The organism is Enterobacter sp. PL_is514, assembly GCF_055816715.1.
The window spans coordinates 224,782-241,312 of the sequence record NZ_JBVPGN010000030.1 but is presented as its reverse complement, the minus strand read 5'-3'; the positions used below and the strand labels follow the sequence as shown (position 1 = coordinate 241,312).

At 56.7% G+C, this 16,531-nt stretch carries 16 protein-coding genes; 9 read left to right on the top strand and 7 right to left on the bottom strand.

The features are described 5' to 3' along the window. Nucleotides 1-146 precede the first annotated feature (146 nt). From AC0TNG_RS10410 to AC0TNG_RS10395, 4 genes are all read left to right on the top strand, one after another. A complete protein-coding gene (locus tag AC0TNG_RS10410) occupies nucleotides 147-1,577 on the top strand; it encodes a 6-phospho-beta-glucosidase (protein ID WP_048991281.1) in 1,431 nt (476 codons plus the stop codon). Between the two features lie 215 nt (nucleotides 1,578-1,792). Then, entirely contained in the window at nucleotides 1,793-2,419 is a 627-nt protein-coding gene (gene upp, locus AC0TNG_RS10405; RefSeq protein ID WP_008501641.1) for a uracil phosphoribosyltransferase, read from the top strand. 86 nt (nucleotides 2,420-2,505) lie between these two features. After that, on the top strand, nucleotides 2,506-3,795 hold the full coding sequence (gene uraA / locus AC0TNG_RS10400) for a uracil permease (protein ID WP_267217613.1): 1,290 nt from the start codon (nucleotides 2,506-2,508) through the stop codon (nucleotides 3,793-3,795). Between the two features lie 95 nt (nucleotides 3,796-3,890). Further along, nucleotides 3,891-4,592, top strand: coding sequence for a DnaA inactivator Hda (locus AC0TNG_RS10395; protein WP_166792068.1), 702 nt, complete (start codon nucleotides 3,891-3,893; stop codon nucleotides 4,590-4,592). Nucleotides 4,593-4,681: 89 nt separating this feature from the next. Here AC0TNG_RS10395 and AC0TNG_RS10390 read toward each other — a convergent pair whose 3' ends face one another. From AC0TNG_RS10390 to celB, 3 genes are read right to left on the bottom strand one after another with little or no spacing between them, the layout of a single operon-like run. Then, nucleotides 4,682-6,100 (bottom strand): leucyl aminopeptidase family protein, encoded by a 1,419-nt coding sequence (locus tag AC0TNG_RS10390; RefSeq protein ID WP_473713478.1) that lies wholly within the window; start codon nucleotides 6,098-6,100, stop codon nucleotides 4,682-4,684. After that, complete coding sequence (locus AC0TNG_RS10385) at nucleotides 6,100-7,056, bottom strand: glycosylasparaginase (RefSeq protein ID WP_024907561.1); 957 nt, start codon at nucleotides 7,054-7,056, stop codon at nucleotides 6,100-6,102. Before AC0TNG_RS10385 ends, AC0TNG_RS10390 begins: the two co-directional genes overlap by 1 nt. Before the next feature lie 3 nt (nucleotides 7,057-7,059). Beyond that, on the bottom strand, nucleotides 7,060-8,379 hold the full coding sequence (celB, locus tag AC0TNG_RS10380) for a PTS cellobiose transporter subunit IIC (RefSeq protein WP_024907562.1): 1,320 nt from the start codon (nucleotides 8,377-8,379) through the stop codon (nucleotides 7,060-7,062). Between the two features lie 146 nt (nucleotides 8,380-8,525). Here celB and AC0TNG_RS10375 point away from each other — a divergent pair, with 146 nt between their 5' ends. Continuing rightward, nucleotides 8,526-9,350, top strand: a complete 825-nt coding sequence (locus AC0TNG_RS10375; protein ID WP_473713456.1) for a transposase family protein — start codon at nucleotides 8,526-8,528, stop codon at nucleotides 9,348-9,350. Here AC0TNG_RS10375 and arsC read toward each other — a convergent pair. Together arsC and bepA are read right to left on the bottom strand one after the other, a co-directional pair. Beyond that, nucleotides 9,347-9,703: an arsenate reductase (glutaredoxin) gene (gene arsC, locus AC0TNG_RS10370; RefSeq protein ID WP_024907564.1), complete on the bottom strand. Its 357-nt coding sequence runs from the start codon at nucleotides 9,701-9,703 to the stop codon at nucleotides 9,347-9,349. The two genes, AC0TNG_RS10375 and arsC, sit on opposite strands and share 4 nt — an antisense overlap. Before the next feature lie 18 nt (nucleotides 9,704-9,721). Continuing rightward, complete coding sequence (gene bepA, locus AC0TNG_RS10365) at nucleotides 9,722-11,185, bottom strand: beta-barrel assembly-enhancing protease (RefSeq protein WP_024907565.1); 1,464 nt, start codon at nucleotides 11,183-11,185, stop codon at nucleotides 9,722-9,724. A 221-nt stretch (nucleotides 11,186-11,406) separates the two neighbouring features. On the opposite strand from bepA, the gene AC0TNG_RS10360 reads away from it, so the two are divergent. After that, nucleotides 11,407-12,471: an AI-2E family transporter gene (locus tag AC0TNG_RS10360; protein WP_024907566.1), complete on the top strand. Its 1,065-nt coding sequence runs from the start codon at nucleotides 11,407-11,409 to the stop codon at nucleotides 12,469-12,471. A 95-nt stretch (nucleotides 12,472-12,566) separates the two neighbouring features. Here AC0TNG_RS10360 and bcp read toward each other — a convergent pair whose 3' ends face one another. Together bcp and AC0TNG_RS10350 are read right to left on the bottom strand one after the other, a co-directional pair. Further along, nucleotides 12,567-13,037: a thioredoxin-dependent thiol peroxidase gene (gene bcp / locus AC0TNG_RS10355; protein WP_008501635.1), complete on the bottom strand. Its 471-nt coding sequence runs from the start codon at nucleotides 13,035-13,037 to the stop codon at nucleotides 12,567-12,569. After that, entirely contained in the window at nucleotides 13,037-13,606 is a 570-nt protein-coding gene (locus AC0TNG_RS10350) for a glycine cleavage system transcriptional repressor (protein WP_023325845.1), read from the bottom strand. Before AC0TNG_RS10350 ends, bcp begins: the two co-directional genes overlap by 1 nt. A gap of 145 nt (nucleotides 13,607-13,751) precedes the next feature. Between AC0TNG_RS10350 and dapA the strand changes: the two genes are divergently transcribed. The 3 genes from dapA to purC all read left to right on the top strand — a co-directional run bounded on the left by dapA (nucleotide 13,752) and on the right by purC (nucleotide 16,504). Then, nucleotides 13,752-14,630: a 4-hydroxy-tetrahydrodipicolinate synthase gene (gene dapA, locus AC0TNG_RS10345; RefSeq protein ID WP_008501633.1), complete on the top strand. Its 879-nt coding sequence runs from the start codon at nucleotides 13,752-13,754 to the stop codon at nucleotides 14,628-14,630. A gap of 16 nt (nucleotides 14,631-14,646) precedes the next feature. Continuing rightward, the gene (bamC, locus tag AC0TNG_RS10340; RefSeq protein ID WP_024907567.1) at nucleotides 14,647-15,681 is read left to right on the top strand and encodes an outer membrane protein assembly factor BamC; all 1,035 of its coding nucleotides are present in this window, start codon (nucleotides 14,647-14,649) and stop codon (nucleotides 15,679-15,681) included. Between the two features lie 109 nt (nucleotides 15,682-15,790). Further along, entirely contained in the window at nucleotides 15,791-16,504 is a 714-nt protein-coding gene (purC, locus tag AC0TNG_RS10335) for a phosphoribosylaminoimidazolesuccinocarboxamide synthase (RefSeq protein ID WP_023332985.1), read from the top strand. Nucleotides 16,505-16,531 lie beyond the last annotated feature (27 nt).

The following is a 16,531-nucleotide window of genomic DNA, read 5'->3' as shown; positions in this document are numbered from 1 at the left end:
AGTGCGCCCAAACTTGCGTCTGTTCACGAAAATGAAACCGGTTTCGGTATTCTCCTTGCAACCCGAAACGGCTTTGCACATCATTCAACTGAAACCGGTTTCTGTAATTGTTTTTGCAGAAAATAACGCAGAATGAGGGAAAGTGAATGTCAGGATTTAAAGCAGATTTTCTGTGGGGCGGTGCGGTTGCGGCGCACCAGCTCGAAGGCGGCTGGAAAGAGGGCGGCAAGGGGGTGAGTGTGGCCGATGTGATGACCGCAGGCGCGCACGGCGTGCCGCGTGAAATCACCAACGGCGTGCTGGACGGGAAAAACTACCCTAACCATGAAGCCATCGATTTCTACCACCGCTATAAAGAAGACATCAAACTCTTTGCCGAGATGGGGTTCAAATGCTTCCGCACCTCTATTGCCTGGACGCGGATCTTCCCGAAAGGCGACGAGCTTGAGCCGAACGAGGCAGGCCTGAAATTCTATGACGACCTGTTCGACGAGTGTCTGAAGCACGGCATCGAACCGGTTATTACCCTGTCTCACTTCGAGATGCCGTTCCATCTGGTCACGGAATACGGCGGCTGGCGCAATCGTAAGCTGATCGACTTCTTCGTTCGTTTTGCAAAAGTGGTTTTCCAGCGCTATCAGCACAAGGTGAAGTACTGGATGACCTTTAACGAGATCAACAACCAGGCCAACTTCCACGAAGACTTTGCCCCATTCACCAACTCGGGGCTGAAGTACGCGCCGGGCGAAGATCGCGAGCCGGTAATGTTCCAGGCCGCGCACTATGAGCTGGTGGCCAGCGCGCTGGCGGTGAAGGCGGGGCGCGAGATTAACCCGTCCCTGCAGATCGGCTGCATGATTGCCATGTGTCCTATCTATCCACTGACCTGCGCGCCGGACGATATGATGATGGCGATGAATGCCATGCACCGCCGCTACTGGTTCACCGACGTGCACGTGCGCGGCAAGTACCCGCAGCATCTGCTCAACTACTTCGAACGTCGCGGCTTCGCGCTGGATATTACCGAAGAAGATAAAGCGGCGCTGACGCAGGGCTGCGTGGACTACATCGGGTTTAGCTATTATATGTCCTTCGCCACCAAGGCGACGGCGGACAACCCGCAGCTGGATTACGACGAGAGCAAGAGCCTGGTCTCTAACCCGTACGTGCAAAAATCCGACTGGGGCTGGCAGATTGACCCGGTGGGGCTGCGCTACTCCCTCAACTGGTTCTGGGATCACTACCAGCTGCCGCTGTTTATCGTTGAGAACGGCTTTGGCGCAATCGACGTGCAGGAGAGCGACGGCACGGTGAACGACCAGTACCGCATTGACTACCTGGCCGCTCACATCCGCGAGATGAAAAAAGCGGTGGTGGAAGATGGTGTAGACCTGATGGGCTATACCCCGTGGGGCTGTATCGACCTGGTGTCTGCCGGTACCGGTGAAATGAAAAAACGCTACGGCTTTATCTTTGTCGATAAAGACAACGAAGGCAACGGCACGCTGAACCGCAGCAAGAAGAAGTCGTTCGACTGGTATAAGCAGGTGATTGCGAGCAACGGGGATAACCTGTAATTGTCGGGTGGCGCTAACGCTTACCCGACCTACAATACACGTAGGCCCGCGTAAGCGCAGCGCCACCGGGCAGAACCCGCACCCAAGCCGGAACTCAGCCTCCGGCTTTTTTGTCTTTGCTTGATCCCTGTCAAGCAACATGGGTATGGCCTAATCCGAAAAAAGCGGTATAATCCCGCGATTTTTTTGCGGATGCCATTCAGAGGAGAAAGAGAATGAAGATTGTGGAAGTGAAACACCCACTCGTTAAACACAAGTTGGGCCTGATGCGTGAGCATGACATCAGCACGAAGCGTTTTCGCGAACTGGCCTCTGAAGTCGGCAGCCTGCTGACCTACGAAGCGACCTCCGATCTGGAAACGGAAAAAGTCACCATCGAAGGCTGGAACGGCCCGGTGCAGGTTGAGCAGATCAAAGGTAAGAAAATTACCGTTGTGCCAATCCTGCGTGCCGGTCTCGGCATGATGGAAGGCGTGCTGGAGCACGTGCCAAGCGCGCGCATCAGCGTGGTGGGGATCTACCGTAACGAAGAAACCCTCGAGCCGGTTCCTTACTTCCAGAAGCTGGTGTCCAACATCGACGAGCGTATGGCGCTGGTGGTTGACCCGATGCTGGCAACCGGCGGTTCAATGATTGCCACCATCGACCTGCTGAAAAAAGCGGGCTGCAGCAGCATTAAAGTGCTGGTGCTGGTTGCGGCACCGGAAGGGATCGCGGCGCTGGAAAAAGCGCACCCGGACGTTGAGCTGTATACCGCCTCTATCGACCAGGGCCTGAACGAGCACGGGTACATCATCCCGGGGCTCGGCGATGCCGGCGATAAGATCTTTGGTACGAAATAATCGAATAACGATAAATAAGCCGACTTTGATAGTCGGCTTTTTTTTGAATAAAACACCAACAACGATACTACTCAGAGGAAAACACTATGACGCGCCGTGCTATCGGGGTGAGTGAAAGACCGCCGCTTTTACAGACTATCCCGCTTAGTTTGCAGCACCTGTTCGCCATGTTTGGCGCAACCGTGCTGGTGCCAATCCTGTTCCACATTAACCCGGCTACCGTGCTGCTGTTCAACGGCATCGGTACGCTGCTGTACCTCTTCATCTGTAAAGGCAAAATTCCGGCGTATCTCGGGTCGAGCTTCGCCTTTATCTCGCCGGTGTTGCTGTTGCTGCCGCTGGGTTATGAGGTCGCGCTGGGCGGCTTTATCATGTGTGGCGTGCTGTTCTGCCTGGTCTCCTTCATTGTGAAGAAAGCCGGTACCGGCTGGCTGGACGTGATGTTCCCCCCTGCAGCGATGGGCGCCATCGTGGCCGTCATCGGTCTCGAACTGGCGGGCGTCGCGGCGAATATGGCCGGTCTGCTGCCTGCTGACGGCCAGTCACCGGATTCCAAAACCATTATCATCTCGCTGGTGACCCTGGGCGTAACGGTGTTTGGTTCCGTGCTGTTCCGCGGTTTCATGGCGATTATCCCGATCCTGATCGGCGTGCTGGCGGGCTACGCGCTCTCCTTCGTGATGGGCGTGGTGGATACCACCCCGATTGCCGAGGCGCACTGGTTCGCGCTGCCAACCTTCTACAGGCCGCGCTTTGAATGGTTTGCGATCTTCACCATTCTGCCTGCGGCGCTGGTGGTGATTGCGGAGCACGTCGGCCACCTGGTGGTAACGGCGAACATCGTTAAGCGCGATTTAATCCGCGACCCGGGTCTGCACCGCTCCATGTTTGCGAACGGTTTCTCCACCATCATCTCCGGTTTCTTTGGTTCTACGCCAAACACCACCTACGGTGAAAACATCGGCGTGATGGCGATTACCCGCGTCTACAGCACCTGGGTTATCGGCGGCGCGGCGATCATCGCTATTCTGCTCTCCTGCGTCGGTAAGCTGGCGGCAGCGATTCAGATCATCCCGGTTCCGGTGATGGGCGGCGTTTCTCTGCTGCTGTACGGCGTGATCGGTGCCTCCGGTATTCGCGTGCTGATTGAATCCAAAGTGGATTACAGCAAGGCGCAGAACCTGATCCTGACCTCGGTGATCCTGATTATCGGCGTCAGCGGCGCGAAGGTGCACATTGGTGCGGCCGAGCTGAAAGGCATGGCGCTGGCGACCATCGTCGGCGTGGGCCTGAGCCTGATTTTCAAGCTGATCTCGGTAATTCGCCCGGAAGAACAAATTCTGGACGCGGACGACAGCGAAAAAGCACCACATTGATCCTTTAACCGGGTGGACGATCCGCCCGGTTCTCTCCTTGCAGGTTCCGTGTTAAACTCCATGCCGATTTTATGTAAGATCTGGTTGAGGTACTTCTGAACGGACCGGCACAGCTCTCTCTGCCACTCTATCTCCCTGACGACGAAACTTTCGCGAGTTTCTGGCCGGGTGATAACCCCTCTTTACTGGCTGCACTGCAAAACGTGCTGCGCCAGGAACACAGCGGATACATCTATATCTGGTCACGCGAAGGCGCGGGGCGCAGCCACCTGCTGCATGCCGCCTGCGCGGAGCTTTCGGCGCGCGGCGATGCGGTAGGCTACGTGCCGCTGGATAAACGTACCTGGTTCGTGCCTGAGGTGCTTGAGGGAATGGAACATCTCTCGCTGGTGTGCATTGATAATATCGAATGCGTGGCGGGGGATGAGCCGTGGGAAATGGCGATCTTTAACCTCTACAACCGCATTCTGGAATCGGGGAAAACACGGCTGCTGATCACCGGCGATCGTCCGCCTCGTCAGCTGAATCTGGGACTGCCGGATCTGGCGTCTCGCCTGGACTGGGGCCAAATCTACAAGCTCCAGCCGCTGTCGGATGAAGATAAGCTTCAGGCGTTACAGCTGCGCGCAAAGCAGCGCGGGTTTGAGCTGCCGGAGGACGTAGGGCGCTTCCTGCTGAAGCGTCTGGATCGCGAAATGCGCACCCTGTTTGATACGCTCGATCAGCTCGATCGCGCCTCCATTACCGCCCAGCGCAAGCTGACCATCCCGTTTGTGAAAGATATTCTCAAGCTTTGAATTTGCTCGCCCGGTGTCGGCTGCGCCTTACCGGGCCTACGAAAACCTGCCGCACTTTGTAGGCCGGGTAAGGCGCAGCCGCCACTCGGCTAAAGATCCCCCATTAGATGCTCAACCAGCAGTGGAATCGGTCTTCCCGATGCCACGCTTCGCCCACTTTCACGCCACAGCGCCGTACCGCTGATGTCCAGATGCGCCCACGGAATAGTTGGCGGGCAGAAGTGATGCAGCAGCCACGCCGCCGAGGCGCTGATCGCCGCATTGTTGGTCGGCGTGTTGCACAGATCGGCAATCGCGCTGTCGGTCTGCTTTTTCAGCCGCGCATCCAGCGGCAGGGACCACACTTCATCGCCGCTCTGCTTACCCGCCAGCGTCAGCGCCGCGCGCAGCGGTTCATCCTGCGTCATCAGCCCGCTCAGCTCATACCCCAGCGCCTTCACGACCGCACCGGTTAACGTGGCCATATCAATGATATAGCGCGCCTGCGGATGCCGCTGGCTGGCCCAGGCGATGGCGTCCGCCAGCACCAGTCGGCCTTCGGCATCGGTGTTGTTGATTTCAACGGTGATCCCGTTGCAGGCCGTTGCTACCGTGCCGGGCTGCATGGCGTCCGGGCCGATGGCGTTTTCCGCCAGCGCCAGCACGCCCATGATGCGTACGGGCAGCGCCAGCTCTGCGACGGTCAGCATCAGGCCCAGCACGTTAGCCGCACCGCACATGTCGTATTTCATGGTGTACATGCCCGCGCCTTCCTTCAGCCACAGGCCACCGGTATCAAAGGTAATGCCTTTACCCACATAGCAGCGCACCGGGCCGTCGTTGACACCATCATAATGAATCGCCAGCAGGCGCGGCGGACAGGTCGCCCCTTTGCCGACGGCGTGCAGCAGCCCCAGACCGTCCTCAACGATTTGCTTTTCATTCAGCACTTCGCACCGCAGGGCAGGGAAGGCGGCACACAGTTTTTGCGCCTCTTCCACCACAAACTGCGGCGTGCAGCGGTCGGACGGGGTATCCGCCAGACGTCGCGCCGCGACCATGCCGTGGGCGATGGCCTGCTGCTGGCGGAAAATAACCGCCAGTCGCTCCTGCTGTTCGGGTAAGCAGAGCGCGGCGATGCGCTCAAGACGGACGCTGTCGCTGGTTTCCTTCAACTGCAAATCGCTAAGCCTGTGCGCCTGATTAAAGAGAAAACGCAGCACCTGCGCCAGCACCACATCGTCGATATCAGTCACGTCCAGTATCAGCTCGGGACTGACGGGCGAGGCCAGCAGCGGGCGCAGCGCCGTCAGTAATCCTTCGGTCAGGCTATCCTGCCAGAGCGCATCGGGCAGCAGGGTGATCCGGGCAAACGGGGCGCAGCCAAAGCGGGTGTCAGCGATGCTGGCAGACTCGCGCATTTCCGCGACAAGCGCCGTTTCGGGCAAAAGCGTACAGGAGGCGGAGGCAATCAAATGGCTCTGCGGCTTCGCGTCGGAAAGCGCGGTGATAAACTGATACGTAATCATCATGACTCCTCAATCGGCGCGCGGATCCGCGCGGCATAGGCCTGCATCCACTCATCGTCTACCGCGTGATAATGCGTTTTCTCCCGCAGGCGTTCGGTACGAAAAACGGTGAGGGGCTGGCGAGCCGTCGCCACCACGAACGAAAAGGTTTTGATGTTGGTAGCGGCACCAAATTCGCCCCTGTTGTTCATGCACACCACGGAGAGATCGCCCACGCGACCAAAGCGCGACATCAGCTTGTCCTCCAGTTCGAACACTACCGAATCCGCCGCCTGCTGCGGCGTCATACCCTGCGCCATGCGGCGAACGATTTCGTAACTGGTGCAGCCTTTCATCAGATCTTCACCGACGCCCGTGGCGGTGGCGGCGCCGGTTTCGCTGTCACAGTAAAAGCCGGAGCCGATGATCGGCGAATCGCCGAGTCGACCGCGTTTTTTCATGAACAGGCCGCTGGTGGAGGTAGCGACGCTCATTGAGCCCTGTTTATCGAGGCCGATAATGCCGACGGTGTCATGTCCGTCGTAAGGGCTTAAGCCCTTATCCAGCGTTTCGCGGCAGCGTTTGCGGTAGTGCTGCATGGCGCGGTCGGTGAGCATGGTTTTGTCGGCAAAACCCTGGCTCAGCGCCCATTCCCTCGCGCCCTGGCCGACCAGCAGGCTGTTGTAGCGCTGGCGGCTTAACGCATGCGCCACGCGCACCGGGTTGGCGATATCCACCAGGTTGCCCACGGCACCAAACGCCAGCGTGTCGCCGTCCATATAGGCGGCGTCCAGCTCCACCTCGCCATTTTCGGTCGGCAGCCCGCCGTAGCCGACGGATTTATAAAACGGAAAGTCTTCGACGGCGGCGACGGCATCCACCACCGCTGCCGAGACCGGTTTCCCCGCAGCCAGCGCAGATGCAGACTCGGTGACGCCTTCAAGCGCCATTCGCCAGGTCGCGATAATTCCCCACATGCGTTACTCCTGTTTTGCAAGGGTGGTGTCGGTTTGCGTAACGGTGGCCATTTCCGCCGCGCGGTACTGTTTGTCCACGATACGCATAAAAGGCAGATACAGCATGGCGCCAATCAGCAGGTTGATAAGCTGCATCACGCTGCCGCTCAGGTGCCCGGTGACGATAAAACCGCTGATGACCGGCGGCAGCGTCCAGGGAATAAACACCCCGGTGGTGACGGCAACCGCGCCAATCTTCATCGCCGCATACTGCACGGTGACCAGCACCAGCGGCACCAGGTTGAACGGGATAAGCATGATCGGGTTCATGATCACCGGCAGGCCAAACAGGATCGGTTCGTTGATGTTAAACACCGATGCCCCGGCGCCGAGGCGCGCCACTTCACGCATGTTTTTGCTGCGGGCGAAAATCAGCATTGCAATCACCAGCGACAGCGTGGCCCCCGCGCCGCCCATCCAGATCATGTCAAAAAACTGTTCGGTGATAATGTGCGGCGGCGTCGTGCCTGCCTGAATCGCGGCGATGTTGTCGGTCTGATTCTCCATCCACAGCGGTCGAATGATGCCGTTGATCATCGAGCCGGAGTTAATGCCCACTGACCACAGAATGGTGATGCTGAACACCGTCATCAGCGCGCCAAAGTAAGAGGTGCCGTAGTGGCGCACCGGCGTGGCGACCACTTCGTAAATAAACTGGTGGATGGTGTTGTAGTGGGTGTTTTCAAACACGATGCGGATACCCAGAACCAGAATCATCACCAGCAGGGCCGGGATCAGCGCGGCGAACGACTCCTGCACCGCCGGAGGCACGCCGTCCGGCATTTTGATCACCAGTTTTTTGCGCTTGAGCCAGCAGAACAGCTCCGTCCAGAGCAGGGAACCAATCATCGCCACGAACAGCCCTTTGCTGCCAATCCATTCCACCGGAATGACGGTAATACCGCCGTTCTCCGCCACTTTGATAAAGGGCGTCAGGATGAGAAAGGCGACCAGCGCCAGGATGCCGCAGGAGATGCGATCCTCGCCATAGTGTTCCGCCAGGCGGAAGGCGACCAGGAAGCTGATGAACAGCGACATGGTGGAGAACACCGCGTTGAACGGGATTTCGATAATGGCGCTCCAGCTCTCACCAAAGGCCTGAGACATAAACTGTTGATAGGCTTGATTCGGGAACGACGAGATCACCAGCAGAATAGAGCCGACGATGATAAACGGCATGAAGGAGACGTAGGCGCCGCGAATGGCCCCGAGATGCCGCTGCTGGGCCGTTTTGGCCGCCAGCGGCATCAGTTTTGCTTCAAGAAATCCCAGAACATTGTTCATTGTGAACTCCGTACAAGATTGAGGGGTGTTGTTTGTGTTATGTCTGAGGATTATCAGTGAAGCGTGGCGAGCGAAAGGTGAAATCGGTCACAAAGCAATCGCTGATATAGTATAAATCTCACAAGATTGGTTCTGAGGATCCTGCGATGGAAATTAAACTGCATGCTAATGCCACCACGACGCCGCGCATCCGTCGCTATCTTCAGCAATCAGATAAAAGCGACAGGGAGCTGGCCGTTGAGCTGGGGATCTCGGTCACTACAGTCAGGCGCTGGCGTAACCGCGACCAGGTTTCGGATAACCACACGACGCCAAAAGTGATACACAAAGCATTGAGACAGGAGCAGGTTGCGCTGGTTAATGCCCTGCGGGATATCACGGGTGCCCCGCTGGACGAACTGCTGCAGATGGTCAATAACGGACTCGGGATCGCCGTATCCCGCGCGACCCTGAACCGCTACCTTAAACCGGCTTCGGTAAAGCAGAAGGGCGCGACGTTGCAGGGGAAAAAGGCGCTGAAGGCAGGCATCGTACCGCAAAAACTCCTGTTACATCATCAGCCTCTGTCTCTGCATATGGACGATGGCGGGGAACAGCATCTGCTCTGGGCGCGTGAACCCGTGAGCGGCTGGTGCTCCGCCCGGCTGTACGCGGGCATTTCTCCACAGCTGCTGGTCCACTGGGTGAACGACGTGCTGGAAGCCTGTCCGGCTGATATTCAATCTATTGAGACTTTTGGTTTCGAGGTGAAGCTTGAGAAACGCAATACCGCCGTGACAGTGCATCCACAGCAATACCCCGCCGTTCCGGTTGCTCTGCCGCTATGCGACATCATTCCACGTCTGAACAGTGAACCGGCAGGCGAGCTGTTGATCCAGCTGTGCGAATTTTACAACCGGGAGAAAGCCCAGAAAAAGTTGGGAGAGAGTACGCCGCAGGCCTTCTTGGAAGCGCTGCGGCATAAGGACTAGAGGATCTCGAGCACGTCTTCCGGCGGACGTCCAATGCGCGCCTGGCCGTTCGCCACCACAATCGGGCGCTCAATCAGCTTTGGATTTTCAACCATCGCCTGGACCAGCTCAGCCTCGGTGAGACGGTTGTCATCCAGGTTAAGCGACTTATACAGATCTTCTTTCTGGCGCATCAGTTCTCTTGCACTGCCCATTCCTAGCATGTGCAGTAGCTGGCGGAGGGTCTGCGCGTCAGGTGGGGTGTCAAGGTACAGCACCACCTCCGGCTCCACGCCGTTAGACTTTAACAGGCTCAGGGTATCGCGGCTCTTGGAGCAGCGAGGGTTATGATAGATTTTTACGGCGTCTGTCATGACGTGAATTCTCCTTTATTACATCTTCTCGTACGGCTTAAAGCGCTGCTGCAGACCGCGTAGCTGATCGATACGCGCGTCGTAGCGAGCCTGCTGGAGGCTGCCGAGTTTGACCTGCGAGCTGGCGCTGCTGAGCGCGGAAATCGCCTGATCGAGGCGGCCTACCAGAGCAAAACCTTCGGCACGCGCCGCCAGCTCCTGATCGCGGTTGCCGAGCTGGGCTTCCGCCTGAGCGAGCAGATCCCAGCCGTTTTGATCGTCTTTATTATTAAAGGTGTAGCGGTTGAGGATGGTCGCCGCCTCGCCGGGCTGGCCGCCCTGCAAGTAAGCGTTCGCCAGGTTAAGCTGCAGCACCGGGTTGGTACGGACATCTTTCGCCCCTTTCAGGCGGTTAATCGCATCGGCAGGCTTCTTCTGCCCCAGATCGATATCCGTCGACAGATCGAGGTACCACGGATTGTTCGGCTCGGCTGCCAGAAGCGGCTGCAGCGCCTTACGCGCCTCGTCGTATTTGCTTGCTTCCATCGCCTGGAGCGCCTGACCATACTGCGCGGCGTTCTTCTCGCGCACGTTGCCTTTCGCCAGGGTATCCAGCAGGTCGCTGGTGAGCTGGTTACGCCCGGAATTGTACATCCCCAGCGTTCTCACCTTCGCCATGTAGAAATCCTGTGAAGACTGGACCACGACCGGGCGCATCTGGTTGGCACGGTTACGCGCGTCCGACAGACGGCTTTCCGGCAACGGGTGGGTCAAAAGAATTTCCGGCGGACGGGAAGAATAACGCGCCTGATCGAGCAGTTTTTCGAGGAAGCTCGGCATGGCCTGCGGGTCAAAGCCCGAACGCTGCAGCACCTGAATCCCGATGCGGTCCGCTTCCTGCTCGTTCTGCTGGGTGAAGCTGATCATCCCCTGACGCGTTCCCGCCAGCGTACCGGTCAGGGCCGCCATCCCGGCCTGCGGGCTGGCCATCGCCAGCAGAATAGAGCCCAGTGCGCCCACCCAGGTGAGGGGGGCGTTACGTTTCTGGTCTTCCATCGCACGCGCCAGATGGCGCTGGGTGACGTGCGAAATTTCGTGCGCCATTACCGAGGCCAGCTGGCTTTCGTTGTCAGAGTAACGGAATAACGCCGAATGCAGCACCACGTTACCGCCAAAGAAGGCGAAGGCGTTGATTTCGTCGTTATTGATTAAATAGAAATGGAAGGGGGTTTTTACCGAGTCGGCGTGCGAAACCAGACGCATCCCCAGCCCGTTAATGTACTGTACCAGCAAAGGGTCGTTAATCAGCGGGGCGCTGCCGCGCAGCTGGCGAACATAGTAATCCCCCATTTGCATCTCTTGCCCAATAGAGAGCGTGCTTCCTGCTGTGGTGCCCATGTCCGGCAATGTATCGGACGAGTCAGCAAAAGCGGGCAACACCTGACCGACCGTCACCGCGGCAATCAGTGTCGCAACCAGTGTTTTTCTCAACTGCCTGAACATAACCACTGTCCTGTATGTTGGATGTGCTAATTTGACCGATGAACCGGTATATCGTTCATCTCTGCTGCTCTGGGAGTGTAGCCGTGTTGTAGCATGAAGAAAATCCCATTCATCAGGCTTTTGCGGATTGTGATCGGGATACAAAAAGCGAAAGTCTTTTTTGTGACAGTTAGATACAATCCATCGTCTCACTCCCGCCATTCGATTCAGGGAAGGGTTGTATGCTCGAAATGTTAATGCAGTGGTACCGGCGTCGGTTCAGCGACCCGGAAGCCATTGCTTTGTTGGTTATTCTGGTTGCCGGGTTCGGTATTCTGTTCTTCTTCAGCGGCCTGCTCGCGCCCCTGCTGGTGGCGATTGTGCTGGCGTACCTGCTGGAGTGGCCAACGGCGCGCCTGGAGCACATCGGCTGTTCCCGTCGCTGGGCAACCAGCATCGTGCTGGTGCTGTTTGTCGGCATCCTGCTGTTAATGGCCTTTGTGGTGATGCCAGTTGCCTGGCAGCAAGGGATCTATCTTATTCGCGATATGCCCGGCATGCTCAACAAGCTTTCTGATTTTGCCGCCACGCTGCCGCGCCGTTACCCGGCCCTGATGGATGCCGGGATTATCGACGCGATGGCGGAAAATATGCGCGCCCGCATCATGACGATGGGCGATTCGGTGGTGAAATACTCTCTGGCTTCGCTGGTCGGACTGCTGACGCTGGCGGTTTACCTTGTGCTCGTGCCGCTGATGGTCTTCTTCCTGGTGAAAGATAAAGACCAGATGCTCAACGCCGTACGCCGTATTTTACCGCGCAACCGCGGGCTGGCGGGGCAGGTCTGGGAAGAGATGAACCAGCAGATCACCAACTACATTCGCGGCAAGGTGCTGGAGATGATTGTCGTAGGGGTCGCCACCTGGATTGGCTTTCTGATTTTCGGCCTGAACTACTCGCTGCTGCTGGCGGTGCTGGTGGGGCTGTCTGTCCTGATTCCGTATATCGGCGCGTTTGTGGTGACCATTCCGGTGGTTGGGGTCGCGCTGTTCCAGTTTGGGCTGGGGACTGAGTTCTGGAGCTGCTTCGCGGTGTACCTGATTATTCAGGGCCTGGACGGTAACCTGCTGGTACCGGTGTTGTTCTCCGAAGCGGTGAACCTGCATCCGCTGGTGATTATCTTATCGGTGGTGATTTTCGGCGGGCTGTGGGGATTCTGGGGCGTGTTCTTTGCGATTCCCTTGGCAACGCTGATTAAAGCCGTGGTCCACGCGTGGCCGGATGTGCCGGCGGTGGAGGAGAAATAGTTTTGAGCGGCCTGATGCCCTCACCCAGACTCTCTCCCACGGGGAGAGGGGGAAAACACGAAAAACGGCAACCTGGGTTGCCGTTTTGCTGTTTATCAGGCACTTTCTTTCAGCCAGTTCAACACCACGTCGTGGTGGTTGCTGGTTTTGAAGTCGTCAAAGACGTGTTCAACTTTTCCGTCAGCGTCAATCAGGAAGCTGATGCGGTGAATACCGTCGTAGGTTTTACCCATAAACGTCTTCTCGCCCCAGACGCCGAACTGCTCGCACACCTGATGGTCTTCATCAGAAAGCAGCGTGAAGTTCAGCAGCTCTTTTTCAGCAAATCGTGACAGCTTTTCTGGTTTATCCGTGCTGATACCCAGCACTTCCACGCCGACTTTTTTCAACTCGTCCATGTTGTCGCGTAAGCCGCAGGCCTGTACGGTGCAGCCGGGGGTCATGGCTTTCGGGTAGAAATAGACCAGAACACGCTGTCCCTGGAAGTCGGTCAAATTTACTTGCTCGCCGTCTTGATCCGGTAAGCTAAATTTCGGTGCGATGTCACCGGCTTTCAGTGGGTTCATTACTCAACTCCATCCTGTTCGTGCTGCGAATAATTGACGACGCTTATACTGCCCTGCGCGTTTAATTCTGTACAGAGGGCTTTGAACGCTTGCTCGATATTTGACGCATCCTGTGATGCAGGACTGTGCGCGGTAATTTGAATAAAGAGCGTGGGAACTGTGCTTGCGTCGCCCGGCTGTGTGCGGGAAACGAGCTCGGCAATGTTCATCTGATGGCTGTCAAAAAGCGCGGTGAAGCGCTCTATCAGATGGGGAGAATCAGGCACTTCAACCTGCACCCAGACGGTAGAAGGCATAGCCGGACGCGGTCGCGCCGTGGTGCGCTTCATGACAATCAGCAAATCCAGCTCGGCACCCTTCAGCGGCAGGGTCGATTCAATCAACGTAATGGCGTTCCATGTCCCGGAAAGCAACATAATAAATGTGAACTCTTCGCCAAGCATGGCCAGACGGCTGTCTTCGATATTACAGCCGCAGCTGCTTACGTGGCGGGTGATGGTGTTCACGATACCCGGCCTGTCGGCACCCAGCGCAGTGATAACCAGGTAATGTTGTGATGAGGTTGTCAAACCTGTTCTTCCTTTGCATGGTTAAGTCTTCCTAAGGAAAGCATAAAAAAAACATGCATACAACCGCCTGAGAGCCTCAGGTCGCTTGCTTTTATTACAGTTCCAAACGTAACATTGAGGCTCTTGTTCGCACAGAGGATGGCTCATGTTCACGGGAAGTATTGTCGCGCTTGTTACACCGATGGATGAAAAAGGTAATGTCTGCCGGTCAAGCATGAAGAAGCTCATTGATTACCATGTCGCCAATGGAACCTCGGCGATCGTTTCGGTAGGGACTACCGGTGAATCCGCAACGCTGAGCCACGACGAGCACGGCGATGTAGTGATGCTGACCCTGGAACTGGCTGACGGACGTATTCCGGTCATCGCGGGGACAGGGGCTAATGCAACCGCAGAAGCTATCAGCCTGACCAAACGTTTTAACGACAGCGGCATCGTTGGCTGTCTGACGGTGACCCCTTATTACAACCGTCCTACTCAGGAAGGTTTGTTCCAGCACTTCAAAGCCATCGCTGAACATACTGACTTGCCACAAATTCTGTATAATGTGCCGTCCCGTACCGGTTGCGATATGCTGCCGGAAACCGTTGGTCGTCTCTCGGAAGTAAAAAATATTATCGGTATTAAAGAGGCGACAGGGAACTTAAGCCGCGTTCATCAGATCAAAGAGCTGGTTTCAGACGACTTTATCCTGTTGAGTGGTGATGATGCGACCGCGCTGGACTTTATGCAGCTCGGTGGCCATGGCGTGATTTCCGTAACGGCAAACGTTGCGGCGCGCGATATGGCTGAAATGTGCAAACTGGCCGCAGCCGGTCACTTTGATGAAGCCCGTGTCATTAATCAGCGTCTGATGCCGCTGCACAATAAATTATTTGTCGAACCCAATCCGATCCCAGTGAAATGGGCATGTAAGGAGTTGGGGCTTGTAGCAACCGATACGCTGCGTCTGCCAATGACACCGATTACCGACCACGGTCGTGACATCGTCAGGGCGGCGCTGAAGCATGCCGGTTTGCTGTAGAGTTTAGGGAGATTTGATGGCTTATTCAGTACAGAAGTCGCGCCTGGCGAAGGTTGCGAGTGTTTCGCTTGTTATGCTGCTCGCTGCCTGTAGTTCAGACTCGCGCTACAAGCGCCAGGTGAGCGGTGATGAATCCTATCTGGATGCGACCCCGCTTGCTGAACTTCACGCACCGGCTGGTATGATCCTGCCGATTCAGAACGGCGATTATAATATTCCCGTGACCAACGGCAGCGGCCAGGTCGGTAAAGCGCTTGATATTCGTCCGCCAGCACAGCCTCTGGCGCTGGTTAACGGGGCGCGTACCCAGTTCACCGGTGATACGGCGTCTCTGATGGTTGAGAGCGCGCGCGGTAGCACGCTGTGGCCGCAGGTTGTCAGCGTTATTCAGTCGAAGAACTACACCATCGATAAACGCGATGACGCCAGCCAGACGTTAACCACCGACTGGATCGAGTGGAACCGTCTGGATGAAGACCAGCAGTACCGCGGTCGTTATCAAGTCTCCGTAAAACCACAGGGTTACCAGCAGGCGGTTAACGTTAAGCTGTTGAACCTGGAGCAGGCGGGTAAACCGGTTGCGGATGCCGCGTCCCTGCAGCGTTACAGCACCGAAATGCTGAACGTGATTGCCGCGGGTCTGGATAAAACCGCGACCGATGCCGCCAATGCCGCGCAGAGCCGCAACGGTGTGACCTTCGATGTGCAAAGCGGTGCGGATGATACCGGCCTGCCAATGCTGGTGGTTCGTGCACCGTTTAACCAGACCTGGCAGCGTTTGCCAGCGACGCTGGAAAAAGTGGGCATGAAAGTGACCGACAGCACGCGCTCAACCGGTAGCATGACGGCAACCTATAAGCCGCTCTCCGACAGCGCATGGCAGGAACTGGGCGCGAAAGATCCTCAGCTTGCCTCCGGTGACTACAAAATTCAGGTCGGTGACCTTGATAACCGCAGTAGCCTGCAGTTTATCGATCCGAAAGGTCACACGCTGACCCAGTCGCAGAACGATGCGCTGGTCGCTGTCTTCCAGGCAGCATTCAGCAAATAAATACGAGGGCTGGTGAATCCAGCCCTTTTTATTTTCGTGCCACGCAAACGTGTGCGTGGCATAATATGCCCAGTTTTGAACACAAATCATCACACCAGGAGTAATGAAGATGCAGAAGCAAGCTGAGTTGTATCGTGGCAAAGCGAAGACCGTATACAGCACGGAAAACCCGGATCTGTTGGTGCTCGAGTTCCGCAATGATACGTCAGCAGGGGATGGCGCACGCATTGAGCAGTTCGATCGTAAAGGCATGGTGAACAACAAGTTCAACCACTTCATTATGACCAAACTGGCCGAAGCGGGTATCCCGACCCAGATGGAAGCGTTGCTGTCCGATACGGAATGTCTGGTGAAAAAACTGGATATGGTTCCGGTTGAGTGCGTTATTCGTAACCGTGCGGCGGGCTCCCTGGTGAAGCGTCTCGGCATTGAAGAAGGTATCGAACTGAACCCACCGCTGTTCGACCTGTTCCTGAAAAACGACGCCATGCACGACCCGATGGTCAACGAATCCTACTGCGAAACCTTCGGCTGGGTGAGCAAAGAGAACCTGGCGCGTATGCAGGAACTGACCTATAAAGCCAACGACGTGCTGAAAAAACTGTTTGATGATGCGGGCCTGATCCTCGTCGACTTCAAGCTGGAGTTTGGTCTGTTCAAAGGCGAAGTGGTGCTGGGCGATGAGTTCTCACCAGACGGTAGCCGCCTGTGGGACAAAGAAACCCTGGATAAAATGGACAAAGACCGTTTCCGTCAGAGCCTGGGTGGCCTGATTGAAGCGTACGAAGCGGTTGCTCACCGTTTAGGCGTTAAGCTCGACTAACTCCCTCACCTGCCAAAGGATGTTCGC